The organism is Candidatus Thiothrix putei (genome assembly GCA_029972225.1).
Classification (GTDB): domain Bacteria; phylum Pseudomonadota; class Gammaproteobacteria; order Thiotrichales; family Thiotrichaceae; genus Thiothrix; species Thiothrix putei.
Window position 1 is genome coordinate 770327 of sequence record CP124756.1, and the last position, 14812, is coordinate 785138.

The window sequence follows — 14812 nt, forward strand, 5'->3', positions numbered from 1 at the left end:
GCGGCATGAACACGACGGTTACGTTTACTGAACTGGAACACCTGATCAACAACCTTGCGGGTACGAACGGTGCGGCGCTGCGGGATTATGTGGAGCTTGACCCAACTTCGCCCGTCATCAAGTTGCGCATCAAGCCGGAAGTGGCGGTGGAGGGTTTGCCACCCGGTTATGACGTTGACCAACGCTTGAATGAAGCCTTGCAGGATTTGCTGCTGGTCAATCCGCAGGGTGATACTGCACAGATTCCAGAGGACGGGGACGATCCTACCAATCTGGTGTTGCTGCCGGGCGATGCGCTGGATACGCCCAAATCACTGGATGCCATTCGGGTGTTGGTGGAGGGGGATTCGTGGTGTCGCTTACCGGAAATTCCGGGCATTTTTCTGCTGCCGCGACTGTTTCCTAAGGCGATTGGCACACAGCTCCAGCACCGCCCCGGTCTGGAGGTGAAGAATATTGCGCATTGGGGGGACACCTTGGGGCAGATTTACCAGCGCAAGGAATACCTGACGGTTATTGACAGCTTTCAGCCGCAGTATTTTTTGCTGAGTGCGGGGGGGAATGATTTGCAGGTCAATTTGCGCAATATTGTCCACCCTTACCACCCCAGTCGGGCGGTCAATGATTACCTGAGCCCGGCGGGGCATAACTTGCTGGTCTGGATTCGGGATACTTATGCCGCGCTGATCCGGGAGGTTTTGGCACGCAAGCCGGATGTGAAAATTCTGGTGTATGGCTACGACTACCCTAAACCCACCGAGGAAAGCCAGTATATCGGGCAGCATTTGACCGCCAAGCATATTCCTGAGGAGAGGATGCGGGGCATTCTTAGCCCGATGATGGATTTGTTGAACCAGCGGATTCAGGAGGCTGCTGTCCAGTTTCCGCAAGTGACATTTATCAATTGCCGTGGTTTGACGCAAGATGGGCACTGGTTTGATGATATGCATCCGAATACGGCGGGGTATACGAGGATTGTGGATGCGTTTGTGGCGGGGATTCGCTAAGCCCTATGAATTTATTAAAAGCAAAAACAAAAATTTTACTATTGGCTGCTAATCCGGCAGATACGACTGTGCTTAAGCTTGGTGAAGAGTTTCGTGATATTAAAGAGAGCTTGCAACTTGGAAACTATCGCCACAACTTTGAGGTGAGACAAGGAGAGGCTGTTCGGCCAAAAGATTTTTTACGTTTAATACTTCACGAAAACCCGCATATCATTCATTTTAGTGGCCACGCTAAAGTGGGGGGTATTCTTTTAGAAAGTGAAGATGGCGTTATGCAGTTGGTATCAGGGGATATTTTAGCTGCTTTATTAAAAGAATCCAAGAACTTACAGTGTGTAATATTGAATGCGTGCTATTCTGTTGATCAAGCTGGAAAGTTGAGGGATGTTGTTCCTTTCGTGATAGGCATGACAGAATCATTAGCTGATGAATCAGCAATACGTTTTTCGTTGGGCTTTTATAGTGCCTTGGCTGAAAATAATAGCATAGAAGCATCATTTGCTTATGGTGTTACTTCAATTAGCTTGGGAGGCAGAAGAGGTATTTTTTCTCGATCATTAGATGTAGAAGAAAAACTTGGTGTTTATCCTAATATAAATAAGCCGATCTTGTTAAAGAATGAAACACTAGAAAAACGCTTTAATGAGCAGTGGTCAGTTTATATTTATCTGATAATAATAATACTTACTCTTTCTTTTGGATATGTTCCGTATTCGTGGAGGGAGAAGGATAAAACCAGTTCGATTGCTCAGGAAGAAGCACAGCTTATTGAGCCTGATTACATATCTATAGAAGGTCGGGTTTACAGTGAAACTGAATTTGAGCAAAAACCCTTGTCTGGTGTGCGTGTGGTTTTTCCTAAACTTCATCAATCAGAAACAACTTTGGCTAACGGTGAGTTTAATATTCACTATGCCAATATTGAAAAGCTTAAAAAAACTGACAGGGTAAGAGTAACTGTTATTCAAGATGGTTATTTACCTTACGACATGCTTTTATCAGTCGGTTTTTATATGGATATAGCCTTAATCCCCGTGGAAGTGAGATAGTGTTATGAGTGGTTTTGTTTTTGTGAAAGTTTATGTCAGAAGCGGCGATGGTTTTAAAAAAAGGAATCTTACTATAGTGGCTACATTTATTGAGTGTAGAATCACAACATCTGTCAAGCAAGAACCCAAGTTAATTGATAACTGTCATTTAGAGGTCGGTGGTTTTGTGCGAGCTGAAAAGCCTAATGGTTTTAAAATTTTAAATGGTGAGACTCAAAAGCTAAAAAAATCGGATGATAATGACGTTTTTTATTTTGAGATCAAATTAGAACGAGAGGCAGAAGTGAGACCTTTTGGTGCACACAGATCCTTACGGCACGTCATACGTAACGTATCATTAAGCGATGATTATGAGGATTTATTAAGGTATCCTAATGGATTTGATGATTTTTATAAAGATATTGCCAGTGAATACCATCTTGATGTACAAGAAGTTGAAAGCCTTTTGAAAAGTCAAGCATCAAGAACTTTGGCGAGACCAAAAGGCGTTTCATATAGGGAAAAAGTTGTTAGTTGTTTGATTTTGAATGAAAAAGATTCTGCTACTGATATTGTTTTGAATAAAAATTATGTAATAAATCAAGAGTTAAAAAAGCGGATAAGAGAACCTAAAAAAATCAGGCTGGAAAAGGAGCTTCAGGGAAATGTTACGCTGTTAAACTTTATTAGAAATTGAACGGTCATACTCCCCCTAAGCAGTGACACACAGCCCCATTCTCAACTATGCTACCCTAGTAGGCCGTCGTACTTCCCGTCCCAGATCACCCTGAAGGATACAACCATGCCGGATTCAACCGACAATCTGCTCAAGCAAATCGCTCTTGGCGAAAATTCCGTGCTTGATGCGTCGGCTGTCCCGCAGGCGACGCTGGATGACCTGAAAGCACCGCTATGGCGACGTTTCCGTTCACTGCTTTCACCCAAGGATGACCGCGAATTCCTCTCCAAACTGAAACTCATCACCTGCGACGAAGATGGCAACTGGTCTCCCACCGTCAGTGGGGTGCTGATGGCGACGGAACGCCCGGCAGATTTCATTACCAATGCCTACATACAGGCCGTGGTGTACCGTGGCACAGAACGCAATGCCGCCTACCAACTGGAGCCAAGGATATTCACGGCCCGCTGGATGAACAAATCCGCGACGCCTGCAAATTCGTCGAGCGCAATACGCGGGTGTCTGCGGTGAAAAACCCCAACCGCATTGAAACGCCGCAATTCTCCCTCAATGCCGTGTTTGAGGCGGTGGTGAACGCGGTTGCCCATCGGGATTATTCCATTTACGGCTCAAAAATCCGCTTGCACCTGTTTGCCGATCGGCTGGAACTGTTTTCACCGGGAGCCATCCCCAACACCATGACGGTGGACAGCCTGCCCGAACGGCAATCAGCGCGGAATGAACTGCTGTGTTCCTTGCTGGCGAAATGTCCGATGAATGTGGACGCGATTGGCTCGCAGCGCAATTTCATCATGGATAAGCGCGGCGAAGGTGTGCCGATTATCCTCTCAGAAAGTGAACAGTTGGCGGGCAAACGTCCGGTTTACCGGCTGATTGATGATGCGGAACTGTTACTGACGATTTTTGCTGCGCCATCGCCGCATGGGGATTAGGCAGCACTGCTTTAATCAACTTCCCCTTACAACACCGCCCTGTTCTTGTCGGTCACAGTGATGTAAAGAGCCTCCATTACCCCAATAAACGAGCTGTCCCGCTCCCAGAATGCCGGGTAATCCCCACCTTTTTTGACCAGGACTGCCGGGGTTGCCGCTTTGCCGCTGGCATTGACCAACGGCAAGGGGGCTGATCCCTGCCAAAACGCTTTCAGGCCAGTGGCTGCCAAGGGTTGCCGGGGTGGGTCAGGATAGCGGTGAGTCTGGTATTCCAGTGCTTGCTTACCCTCGCCGCGCTGTTCCAGCAAGGCTTTGCCCAAGGGGGAGGCCGCCAGCTTTTCCTGTAGCCTGACAGGATCCATCCCACGTAGCTGGAACAGCAGCAGCGGGTCACGGTCAAGCAACGAGGCCAGCTTGTAATAAACACCTGCCACATGCTTGCAGGGCGAGGCGTAATCGGGGCATGAACACTGGCTAATCAGGTCAGTGCTGCGTTGGGGTAACAGGTGCAGGTTTTGTTGGGCAAACACGTTTTCAATCGCCGTGGGCATTTCATTCAGCAGCAACTGTGACAAACACGCCGCATTCTGGCTGATGGCGTCAATCAGCTTGTCCCAGTCTTGGGCGGAAAACGGTTTCAGCTTTACCTCAACCTGATAACGCGGTTCCTTGTAGACCCCAAAATACGGGTTGACGTTGCCGCGCACCGTGGCCTTGGCAACCGCGCCATTGATGGCGAACGTGAGTAGCCGGTTGGGGCCGGAATAAGCCCTGCCGCGCCCCAGCCGCCCGCTGTCCATGCTGATGGCAAGCACGTTGAGGAATTTCTCCCCCCACCAAGTACGGGTGAGTTTAGCCATGTTTAAGCCTCCATAATGGTGCTGCGGTTTAGCTGGATGAGCTGCCGGAAAGCGGCATTGTCCATTTCGGTCAGCCAGTTCTCATCCGTGCCGATAATGCTGTTTGCCAGCGCTTGTTTGTCTTCAAGCATCTTGTCGATGCGTTCTTCCAGTGTGCCCAGTGTCACCATTTTATGGGCAAACACGGTCTTTTGCTGACCGATACGGTAAGCACGGTCAGTGGCTTGGTTTTCAACCGCAGGGTTCCACCAGCGGTCAAAATGGAATACATGGTTTGCCCGTGTCAGGGTGATACCGACACCCCCGGCTTTCAGGGACAGGATGAAGATGCCCGCCGGGGTGTCGGGATCTTGAAAACTCCCGATCATCTGTTCACGGCGTTGGCGGCTGGTGCCACCGTGCAGGTAGTAAACGGGGCAGCTATGTTTCTCACGCAACAGTTTTTCCAGTTGGCTGCCGACTTCAGTAAATTGGGTAAAGAGCAGCAAACTGTCGGCTTCCTCCAGTGCTTCCTCGACCATTTCACTCAGGCGGGCCAGCTTGTGTGAACGGGTTTCAGTGAAGGCACTGCCGTCCTGCAAGAACTGGGCGGGATGGTTACAAATCTGCTTGAGTTTCATCAGCGTTGACAGGATCAAGCCTTTACGCTGGATGCCCTCGGCATCCTCAAGCTGTTGCTGCACATCATCCACCACCGCTTGGTACAGGGAAGCCTGTTCCTTGGTCAGGTTGCAGTAGACCTTTTGTTCAACCTTGTCGGGCAGGTCATCAATAATCGACTTGTCGGTTTTCAGGCGGCGCAAAATGAACGGCTGGATCAGGCGCTGTAATTGGCTGGAACGCTGCGCGTCACCCTCGCGCTGGATCGGGGTTTCATACGCCCGTTTGAACTGGGTGGCGTTGCCCAGGTAGCCGGGGTTGAGGAAGTGGAACAACGACCACATGTCCATCAGGCGGTTTTCTATCGGTGTGCCGGTCATGGCAATGCGGTGCGGGGCATCCAGTGCATAAATGGCCTTGGCTTGGGCGGACTTGGGGTTTTTGATGTTCTGGGCTTCGTCCACCACGATACGCTGCCAGTGTTGTTGTTTGAGCAAGGCGCTGTCCTTGCGGGCGATGGTGAAGGAGGTGATTACCACGTCATGGGCGGCAGCGCCTTCCTTGAAGGGTTTGGGCTTGTCAGCGCGGTCACTGCCATGATGGATCAGGCTGCGCAGTGACGGGGCAAACTTTTCCATTTCCTTTTGCCAGTTGCTTAACACCGAGGTTGGCGCAATCAGCAAGGTAGGCGGCAAGCTTGCCTGCTGTTCGGGGGTTAGCTGGTTGCGTTCGTGCAGCAATAACGCGATGACCTGAATCGTTTTACCCAGACCCATGTCGTCCGCCAAACAAGGGTTAAGCCCCAAGGCTTCCTGCGCTGCCAGCCATGACAAGCCCTGTTTTTGGTAAGCCCTTAACTGGCCTTGCAAACCAGCGGGATTATCCAGCAACTCAATGCCGCGTTGCTGTTGCAGCCGCCCCAGCAGGTCGTCCAGCACCTCATCAAAAGCAAATTCAGTGGTATGGTCATCGGCTTCAGCGATCTGTTTGAGCAAGTCACTGATTGAGGCCGCACTGCCGCCATCCTGTTCCTGTTGTTGCCATAAGGCCAACAGTTGTTCCATCTGGGCGCTATCCAGCTCCATCCATTCACCACGGAACTGCACCAACGGGGTTTTGGCATTCACCAGTGCTTGCCATTCCTGCGCTGTGACAGTTTCACCACCGACGGACAGTTCGTACTGGTATTGCACCAGTGAAGGCAGGGAAAAGTAACCCGTGCCGCTGTCCTTGGCCTGTGAAGGTGCTGACTTGCCGGAAGCCTTGATGCGGATACGCGCCCGTTTGCGGCCTTGCGGTGTCCACCAGCTTGGCAAGGCAATCTTGAACCCGGCAGATTCCAGCACGGCGGCATCGTTTTTCAGGAACTCGTAGGCGGTCTGCAAGTCAAGGCTCAGGCCGGTGGGCTGGGGGGATTCCATGCCTTGCCATAGTAAGGGGCACATCCGTGCGGCGTGTCCCAGGTTGACCAGCAGGTTACGCTCAAACTGTTGCCCAAAATGTTGCTGCCATTGTTTTTGCTTGGCACTGGATAAGGCCCACCACTCGGACAGTTCCATTTTCAGGGAAGGGTCGTGGCTGGACTCGACAAAGAAACCCAGCCACCACGCTGCATTTGCACCGCTGTCGGCTGGATGTAAACGCAAACCCAGCACAAAACCGGCATCCTGTGTTTGCCCCACGATACCGCGTTGCCAGGCGTACCATTGCTGCCATTGTTCAGCCGTCAGGCCACTATCAGCACCCACCATTTTGCGGATGCCGCTGACGGTATAGCCTGCTGCGTCCAGTAACCAGCTATCCCCCAGTTGTTGCAGTACCTGTTTGGTGATGCTGGTGCTTGCCACCAGCTCTTCCAGTTGCTGTTCGGAAAAATGCCGGAGTAATGCCACCGCTTCCCAACCGGACGGTTGGTTGGCGGGTGTTGCCTGTGTGGGGGCTTGGCTACTGACCGTTGTGCAAATACCGGGCATGGCGGCAGCAAACTCCTGTAGGCCACGTTCATACAGGCTGCCTACGGGCGACCACCCGGTATCAATGCTTAAATGCGCCTTTTTGCCCGCAGGTTGGTGGCATTTCATCACCGGCAAGAATTGGTGTTGGCGGATCACGTTGCGCAACTGCTGGGCGTATTGCATCCAGAACAGCAAATCACTGCCCAAGCGAAAACCGGGTTGTTTCGTGCTGGCAATAAACTGTAATTCGCGCAGGAACAGCAACGGTTTGCCGATGGCCTTACCGTTGATAGCCCAGGTCTGCCAGGTGTACTCATCCGGTGGGTATTCACCGGTCAGTTGCGCCATTTCCATGCTGGGCAAGGGCTGCCCTTCATGAGTGGGTAAAGTGGTATGGAACGTGGCGGATTTTGGCTGGAGAGCCAGCAGCGTGGCCTTATTGAGCGACAAAGCCGAGGTCAGGAAATCTCCTAAGGCAGCGTCTTTGGATAGGTGGTTAGGGTGAATGCCTTCCTTGATTTTGCTGCGGGGTTGAGCGGGTGTCTCAACCCAGAAAATGAACTGACCGTGATTGTTGAAATCACTATCGCTGGCGGGAACCCATGTTCCATGACAAACATCCATAAACTACCTTGTTCTCCAGAATTTCATGATGGTTTTCACACACCCAACCTACACTGCCAGCCAAGTTTAGCACAAGGCAGGGGTTTGAAACAGTTGCCATAAAATCTATCTAAATCTATTCAAGCTTTATCATTTTGGTTAGGTTTATAAAAGCGTAGTGCCGTTTATCCGTAAAAGATAGCAGCAAAAGCACGGATGACTAGACAACTATCACACCGTGCTGCATTCTGTTTGCCATGATCATCAGCCACAAAATCCGCCTTGACCCCAACCATAAGCAAGCGACGTACTTGGCGAAAGCCGCTGGTACAGCACGGTTCGCCTACAACTGGGCGTTGGCAGAATGGCAAACCCAATACGCCGCATGGAAAGACGATAACACCCAGCCAAAACCCAACCAAATGGGCTTGCGCCGCCAATTGAACGCCATCAAACGCGAACAATTCCCCTGGATGCTGGAAGTCACCAAAAACGCCCCGCAAATGGCGATTATCCAACTCGGTGCAGCTTTCAAGAACTTCTTTGCGGGGCGAGCCAAGTACCCGCAATTCAAAAAGAAAGGCAAAAGCCGCGACAGTTTCACCCTCACCAATGACCAGTTTGCCATCGACGCTTGCCGCATCCGCATTCCCAACCTTGGGTTAGTGCGGATGCGGGAAACGTTACGCTTTTCCGGTAAAATTCTCTCTGCCACGGTTTCCCGCACCGCTGACCAGTGGTTCGCCAGCATCACCGTGGATACCACCTCAAACCACCTCCCGCCTGCTGAAAACCAAGGCGCAGTGGGGGTAGATTTGGGTGTATCCGCACTGGCAACGCTGTCAACGGGGGAAAAAGTGGTCGGGGCGAAGCCGCATAAAGCCTTGCTTTCCCGCCTAAAACGGCTTTCGCGCAGCCTGTCCCGTAAGGTCAAAGGCAGTGCCAACCGTCACAAGGCGAAGCAGAAGCTGGCAAAACTTCACGCACGTATCGCCAATATCCGCCAAAACAGTTTGCACCAACTCACCACGGATTTGACCCGCCGTTTTCACACCATCGGCATTGAAAACTTGAACGTATCGGGCATGGTGAAAAACCGTCATTTATCCCGTGCCATCAGTGACATGGGATTCTTCGAGTTCCGGCGGCAACTGGAATACAAGGCAGGAATGCGGGGTGCGGTGGTCGTGGTGGCTGATCGGTTTTTTGCTTCGAGCAAGACGTGTTCTGCTTCTGGCTGTGGGCATAAAGTGGAAAAGCTACCGCTGTCGGTGCGTGAATGGACTTGCCCTGACTGTCGTGCAGTTCATGACCGTGACATCAATGCCGCCAAAAATTTGAAAAAATATGCCGTGAGTTACACGGTGTCTGCCTGTGGAGGGGAAGGCTCTGGTCTTGGGCGCAAGCCGAAGACGAAACCAGCCCCCGTGAAGCAGGAATTCAACACCATGACTACTTTTAGTTAGCTATAGGTAGATTTGGGTAGGTTTGAAATAACGGTTAGCTGATGTTTAGGGGCTTTGTTGATTTAAATCCAGTCAAGCGTAAATTATCATGGCTATAATCCACGTATATCTCCAAGTGATGAAGGGCTTGTCATGCAGTCAGCACACCTCCCCATTGTGTTATTGCTGGGTGCAAAAAGTACCCTCAAGCCGCTTGCCTCCATACCCGCCGAACTTAGCACCCTCAAAGCCCTGTTGGAAGCGCGGCAGACGGACATTGCCCCGTTCGCCATCCAGTACGAACCGTATTTCACCCAAGAACAGCTCAAAACCACGCTTGACCAACTTGCCGGGCGGGTTGCCATCCTGCACTTCGCCGGGCATAGCGATGGCGGGGCATTGCTGTCCGACGACAAGGCGGTCTACGCGCAACACCTTGCCACCCATATCAGCACCTGGTCACGCCCACCTGACCTGATTTTCCTCAACGGTTGCCACAATGCCGCACAGGTGGAAGGATTCCATGCGGCGGGTGTGCCGGTGGTGATTGCCACCCACCGCGCCATTGATGACGGACAGGCGGCAGGTTTTGCGCGGGAATTCTACGCGGCACTGCTGGCGGATGGCGGGCAAGTGGCGTTGCAGGCAGCCTTTACACGGGCAGGTTCCAAGGTGCTGCTGTCCGAAGCGCGGCAGGCGCGTTCGCTGGACATCGACGCCTTCAAACAGGACGGTGAACAGGCGTGGGACTGGGGCTTGTTCCCGCGCCAGCCGCAGCAAGCGGAATGGACGTTGCGCCAGTTGCTGACCCAGGAACGCCCGCGTTTCGATGCCAACGGCGTGCTGCTCAACCCCTGCCGGGGGCTGGAAGCGTTCCGCGAGGAAGACCGGGCGTATTTCTTCGGGCGCGAAGCCCTAACCGGCGAACTGTGCGAGAAAATCCCCGCCACCCGCCTGTTTGCGTTGTGGGGGGCAAGCGGTAGCGGCAAATCCTCGCTGGTCAGTGCGGGGGTGATCCCGCGTTTGCGCGAAACCGGCGACTGGCTGATCCTCAAGACCCGCCCCGGCAATGCACCGTTCGGCGAACTCGCCAGCCTGTTTGCCGCCATCCTCCACCCCGACCCGCAACAGGCGGTGGAACGGCTGCAACGGCGCAAGGCACTGGAAAGCGCGTTTCGTGAACAGCAACTCAGCCTGGCAGAATTGCTGCAAGCCGTGTGGGGCAGCAGCGGGCAGGCGCGGGCGCTGCTGTGCATTGACCAGTTTGAGGAACTGTTCACCCATTCCGACCCCGCCACCGTGCGGGCGTATGAAAGCCAGTTGATCCGGCTGGTGGAAGCCGACCTCAAGGGTTGCACCCTGCTGTTGGTGATGCGGGCGGATTTCCTCGCCGCCGCGCTGGCAAACGAAGCCTTCACCCGCCTGCTCAACCAGCACAGCACCGAACTGCTGCCACCGATGGGGTCAGCGGAACTGCGTGCCGCCATCGAACAGCCCGCCCGTAAGCAGCGCGTCAGCGTCGAGCCAGCCCTGACCGAAGCCCTGCTGGATGCGGTCGAAAACCAGCCCGGCAGTTTGCCGCTGCTGCAATACGTCCTCAGCCTGCTGTGGGAACAGCGCGACGGCGACGGCCTGCGGCTCGACACTTACAACCAGTTCGGCGGGCTGGAAAAGGCACTCGAAATCCGCGCCAACAGCATCCTCGCCGGATTCTCTGACCCCGAACAGGAACAAGCCAAGCACATCTTCCTGCGCCTGATCCAGCCCGGCGAAGGCAGCGAAGACACCCGCCGCCGTGCCGACCTGCGCGAATTCGGCGACGACCCCGCCGCCCGCCACATTATCCAGGCACTGGCAGACGCCCGCCTGATCACCACCCAGCAAACCGACGGCAACGAAGCTGCCTTCGCCGAAGTCTCGCACGAAGCCCTGATCCGCCACTGGGGCAAACTGCGCGAGTGGATTGCTGACAACCGCGATGCGCTGCGCACCCAGCACCAGATCAGCAAAGGCGCGAAGGATTGGGAGGATGGTGGGCGTGATGCTGCGTGGTTGCTGACAGGCTCGCGGTTGGCGGTGGCGCAGGAGTGGTTGAAAGGGAATGCAGGGCGGGCGTCAGTGCTGGAGGCGGAATTCATCGAAGCTAGCATCCATGAGCGGGATCGGTTGAAGGAGGAAAAGGAACAACAACGCCAACGCGAACTGGCCTTGCAGGAAGAAAAGCGGGTGTTGGCTGAGCAGAAGGCTGAGGAACAGCGCAAATCATTGAAGAAAACTCGGCGATTGTCGTGGGTGATGGCGATGATTGCGCTGGTGATGGTTGTGGCGGCAGGGTTTGCCTGGCATTTTGCCAATGAATCCCAAATGGCAACACAAAAGGCAGAAGCATCAGCGGAAGAATCCAGACAGCGCGAATTAGAGGCCAACTACAACTTGAGCAAGGTGTTTGAGGAAAAGGCATTGTCACTCATCCCGGACAAGGTGATCAGCGGTGAAGAACTTGCCCATCCACTGCAAATACGTACTGCTTGGTTGTATGGGCTGGATGCTGCCGCACAGAAAGTGCCGGAGGGCAAGGAGGCAGTATTGCCAACCACTTTGGGGCGATTGAGTGCCATCCGCGAACAGGATTTGTCAAGCGAACGCAAACAAATTCGTGAGTCCACTATCGGCAGCATTCGTGCAGTAGCATATAGCCCAGATGGTGAGGTTATCGCTATCGGTTCGGATGACAACATAGTGCGGTTGTGGGATGCGAAGACAGGTGAGATGCTAGATAGACTGATTGGTCACGGTGCGGGTATATTTGCATTAGTGTTTAGTCCAGATGGCAAAGTAATCGCTACCGGTTCAGGTGATAATACAGTGAAGCTGTGGGATGTATACAGCGGTAATCTCCTGAAAACGCTACAAGCTCATACCAACTGGGTACGTTCAGTCGCATATAGCCCGGATGGCAAGGTAATTGCCTCCAGTTCTGATGACAACACCGTTCGACTATGGAACACGCACAACTTTACACTCCTGAAAACCTTACAAGGTCATACAGAATCTGTTTGGTCGGTTGTGTTCAGCCCCGATGGTAAAGTAATCGCCACAGGTTCGACTGATAACACGGTTTGTCTGTGGGATGTGGACACGGGCAAAATTCTGAAAAACCTGCAAGCTCATACCAACCGGGTACGTTCAGTTATGTATAGCCCAGATGGCAAAGTAATCGCCACAGGTTCAGATGACAACATGGTGCGACTATGGAACGCACATAACTTCACACTCCTGAAAACCCTACTTGGTCATACAGAATCTGTTTGGTCGGTTGTGTTTAGCCCAGATGGGAAAATCATTGCGACGAGTTCGTATGACAACACCGTGAGACTGTGGGATATACACAGTGGTAAATGTATCCAAATCCTGCAAGGTCATACTTCCCTCATTTGGTCAGTAGCATTTAGCCCAGATGGCAAGACAATTGCTACTGGTTCGGATGACGGAACAGTACGGCTGTGGGATATGTATCACGATGTAAACCGGTCAATCCTGCAAGGTCATACCGATTCTGTCAATACAGTAACCTACAGCTCAGATGGAAAGCTGATTGCAACAGGATCAATGGATAATACCGTGAAGCTGTGGGATACACGTAACGGTGCACTCCTGAAAACGTTGCAAGGTCATATCGTTTCGGGCTGGGATGCGACTTTCGTATCAGTAGCGTTCAGCCCAGATAGCAAGGTAGTCGCTGCGGGTCCGTCCGATAACACTGTGCGGCTGTGGGATGTACGCAGCGGTGAACTCTTGCAAACTTTGCAGGGTCATACCGGGTGGGTGAGTTCTGTAGCATTCAGCCCAGATGGTAACGTGATTGCTACTGGCTCGGTTGACAATACGGTACGACTATGGGATGTGAACAAAGGTATTTCCTTACAAACTCTACAAGGTCATACCAGTGCTGTTCGGTCGGTAGATTACAGCCCTGACGGCAAGATGATTGCTACTGGCTCAGATGACAACACTGTGCGACTGTGGGATACACAAAGCAGCGCTCTCCTTAAAACTCTGCAAGGACATACCAACCCAATTTATGCAGTGAAGCACAGCCCAGACGGCAAGGTAATTGCCACTGGCTCCGGCAATTTGATACGGCTGTGGGATGTAAATAGCGGTACACTCCTGCAAACCTTGCAAGGTCATACCAGTTGGGTCAGCTCAGTGGCATTTAGTTGCAATGGTAAGATAATTGCCACCGGTTCGGATGACAATACAATACGATTGTGGGACACACAAAGCGGCATATCTCTGAAAACCCTACAAGGTCATGTTGAAGGGGTACTTGCACTGACGTTCAGCCCAGACAACAAGGTAATAGCTACTGGTTCGGAAGATAGAACAGTACGGCTATGGGACGTAAGTAGTCCAGTTTTTCGCCTAATTTATGATTTTGAACCAGCAGAGGTATCTGCTGCCTTGCGGTTCATTTGGGAAATGGATAGGGATGAATGGCAGATTCGCCAGAAACCACATTTCTCATCCTTTAAAACCCGTCGTTTCCATCCACTGCTGGATGTGCCGAGTCCTGACGAAACCAAACTGGCTCAGGTTGTCCGTTTCCTCGAAGCCGAATGCGCCTACAAAGACCCCAAGCAAAAGGCGGACTGTGAGGCGAAAAAGTCATGAATCGCCTGATACGCAGCACCCCACACCGAACAACCCTCGGAGCCTCCCCTATGCCCGGAATCACGTGCCCGAATCAAGCAGCATCTGCCAAAGTCACGAATGCCTGTGTGACAGAGAGTAAACGTGTTGTCCGTGGTGGCCTGTGGAGCGATAGCGCCCAGAATGTACGCACAGTCTATCGTTCGAGTGAAGAGCAGGATAAAAGTGGTAGCCACATTGGTTTCCGGCTTGCTCTGGATTTCTAAGCCATCACCGATCAGTAAAAATCTTCATAATTCATCCCCCGAACACAGGCTTATTGCACCACACGCCCCAAATGCCCTATCTTACGCCCTGACCATAAATCCTAACGACTAGAGGAGTAACGACCCATGGCTCATACCCTGCCAGAACTGCCTTTCGCGAAAGACGCACTTGCCCCACACATGTCAGCCGAAACGCTGGAATTCCACCACGACAAGCACCACAACGCTTACGTGACTAACCTGAACAACCTGATTCCCGGTACTCAGTTTGAAAGCATGAGTCTGGAAGACATCGTGAAATCCGCACCGGCTGGCGGCGTTTACAACAATGCAGCGCAAGTGTGGAACCACACCTTCTTCTGGAACTGCCTGAAGCCAAATGGCGGCGGCGCACCGACTGGCGCATTGGCTGCTGCCATTGATGCGAAATGGGGTTCTTTTGACGCATTCAAAACCGCCTTCACCGCTTCTGCTGTGGGCAATTTCGGTTCTGCGTGGACTTGGTTGGTCAAGAAAGCTGACGGTTCAGTAGATATCGTGAACATGGGTGCGGCTGGCACGCCGTTGACTACTGGCGATACAGCCCTGCTGTGCGTGGACGTGTGGGAACATGCGTACTACATCGACTATCGCAACCTGCGTCCTAAATTCGTTGAGACCTTCCTGAACTCGCTGGCGAACTGGGAGTTTGCTGAGAAGAATTTCGCAGCGTAAGCCTTAGCGTTTTACCTGAATGCAAAAAGCCGAGCCAGTCTCGGCTTTT

General features: G+C 52.5%; 11 protein-coding genes. 9 read left to right on the forward strand and 2 right to left on the reverse strand.

Features of this window, described 5'->3' with window-relative positions:
* The first annotated feature begins 5 nt into the window (after positions 1 to 5).
* From QJT81_04010 to QJT81_04030, 5 genes are all read left to right on the forward strand, one after another.
* The gene (locus QJT81_04010) at positions 6 to 1007 is read left to right on the forward strand and encodes an SGNH/GDSL hydrolase family protein (GenBank protein ID WGZ95166.1); all 1002 of its coding nucleotides are present in this window, start codon (positions 6 to 8) and stop codon (positions 1005 to 1007) included.
* 5 nt (positions 1008 to 1012) lie between these two features.
* Positions 1013 to 2056 (forward strand): CHAT domain-containing protein, encoded by a 1044-nt coding sequence (locus QJT81_04015; protein ID WGZ95167.1) that lies wholly within the window; start codon positions 1013 to 1015, stop codon positions 2054 to 2056.
* Positions 2057 to 2060: 4 nt separating this feature from the next.
* Positions 2061 to 2732 carry a hypothetical protein gene (locus QJT81_04020; GenBank protein ID WGZ95168.1) on the forward strand — a complete coding sequence of 224 codons (672 nt, stop codon included), beginning with the start codon at positions 2061 to 2063 and terminating at the stop codon, positions 2730 to 2732.
* Between the two features lie 105 nt (positions 2733 to 2837).
* Positions 2838 to 3245: a hypothetical protein gene (locus QJT81_04025; GenBank protein WGZ95169.1), complete on the forward strand. Its 408-nt coding sequence runs from the start codon at positions 2838 to 2840 to the stop codon at positions 3243 to 3245.
* Positions 3242 to 3667, forward strand: coding sequence for an ATP-binding protein (locus QJT81_04030; protein ID WGZ95170.1), 426 nt, complete (start codon positions 3242 to 3244; stop codon positions 3665 to 3667). Before QJT81_04025 ends, QJT81_04030 begins: the two co-directional genes overlap by 4 nt.
* Positions 3668 to 3693: 26 nt before the next feature.
* Here QJT81_04030 and QJT81_04035 read toward each other — a convergent pair whose 3' ends face one another.
* Both QJT81_04035 and QJT81_04040 read right to left on the reverse strand, forming a co-directional pair.
* Positions 3694 to 4527 carry an SWIM zinc finger family protein gene (locus tag QJT81_04035; protein ID WGZ95171.1) on the reverse strand — a complete coding sequence of 278 codons (834 nt, stop codon included), beginning with the start codon at positions 4525 to 4527 and terminating at the stop codon, positions 3694 to 3696.
* A gap of 2 nt (positions 4528 to 4529) precedes the next feature.
* On the reverse strand, positions 4530 to 7706 hold the full coding sequence (locus QJT81_04040; protein WGZ95172.1) for a DEAD/DEAH box helicase: 3177 nt from the start codon (positions 7704 to 7706) through the stop codon (positions 4530 to 4532).
* A gap of 236 nt (positions 7707 to 7942) precedes the next feature.
* On the opposite strand from QJT81_04040, the gene QJT81_04045 reads away from it, so the two are divergent.
* The 4 genes from QJT81_04045 (at position 7943) to QJT81_04060 (ending at position 14763) form a co-directional block, all read left to right on the forward strand.
* Positions 7943 to 9151, forward strand: coding sequence for an RNA-guided endonuclease TnpB family protein (locus QJT81_04045; GenBank protein WGZ95173.1), 1209 nt, complete (start codon positions 7943 to 7945; stop codon positions 9149 to 9151).
* 132 nt (positions 9152 to 9283) lie between these two features.
* Positions 9284 to 13804, forward strand: a complete 4521-nt coding sequence (locus QJT81_04050; GenBank protein WGZ95174.1) for a CHAT domain-containing protein — start codon at positions 9284 to 9286, stop codon at positions 13802 to 13804.
* Between the two features lie 50 nt (positions 13805 to 13854).
* Positions 13855 to 14049 carry an SUMF1/EgtB/PvdO family nonheme iron enzyme gene (locus QJT81_04055; GenBank protein WGZ95175.1) on the forward strand — a complete coding sequence of 65 codons (195 nt, stop codon included), beginning with the start codon at positions 13855 to 13857 and terminating at the stop codon, positions 14047 to 14049.
* Between the two features lie 126 nt (positions 14050 to 14175).
* Entirely contained in the window at positions 14176 to 14763 is a 588-nt protein-coding gene (locus QJT81_04060) for a Fe-Mn family superoxide dismutase (protein WGZ95176.1), read from the forward strand.
* Positions 14764 to 14812: the final 49 nt, after the last annotated feature.

Bases quoted from the DNA above. Each gene is read 5' to 3' on its own strand.
- QJT81_04010 (WGZ95166.1), top strand. From the start codon at position 6: ATGAACACGACGGTTACGTTTACTGAACTGGAACACCTGATCAACAAC.
- QJT81_04035 (WGZ95171.1), bottom strand. From the start codon at position 4,527: ATGGCTAAACTCACCCGTACTTGGTGGGGGGAGAAATTCCTCAACGTG.
- QJT81_04025 (WGZ95169.1), top strand. From the start codon at position 2,838: ATGCCGGATTCAACCGACAATCTGCTCAAGCAAATCGCTCTTGGCGAA.
- QJT81_04040 (WGZ95172.1), bottom strand. From the start codon at position 7,706: ATGGATGTTTGTCATGGAACATGGGTTCCCGCCAGCGATAGTGATTTC.
- QJT81_04015 (WGZ95167.1), top strand. From the start codon at position 1,013: ATGAATTTATTAAAAGCAAAAACAAAAATTTTACTATTGGCTGCTAAT.
- QJT81_04045 (WGZ95173.1), top strand. From the start codon at position 7,943: ATGATCATCAGCCACAAAATCCGCCTTGACCCCAACCATAAGCAAGCG.
- QJT81_04020 (WGZ95168.1), top strand. From the start codon at position 2,061: ATGAGTGGTTTTGTTTTTGTGAAAGTTTATGTCAGAAGCGGCGATGGT.
- QJT81_04050 (WGZ95174.1), top strand. From the start codon at position 9,284: ATGCAGTCAGCACACCTCCCCATTGTGTTATTGCTGGGTGCAAAAAGT.
- QJT81_04055 (WGZ95175.1), top strand. From the start codon at position 13,855: ATGCCCGGAATCACGTGCCCGAATCAAGCAGCATCTGCCAAAGTCACG.
- QJT81_04060 (WGZ95176.1), top strand. From the start codon at position 14,176: ATGGCTCATACCCTGCCAGAACTGCCTTTCGCGAAAGACGCACTTGCC.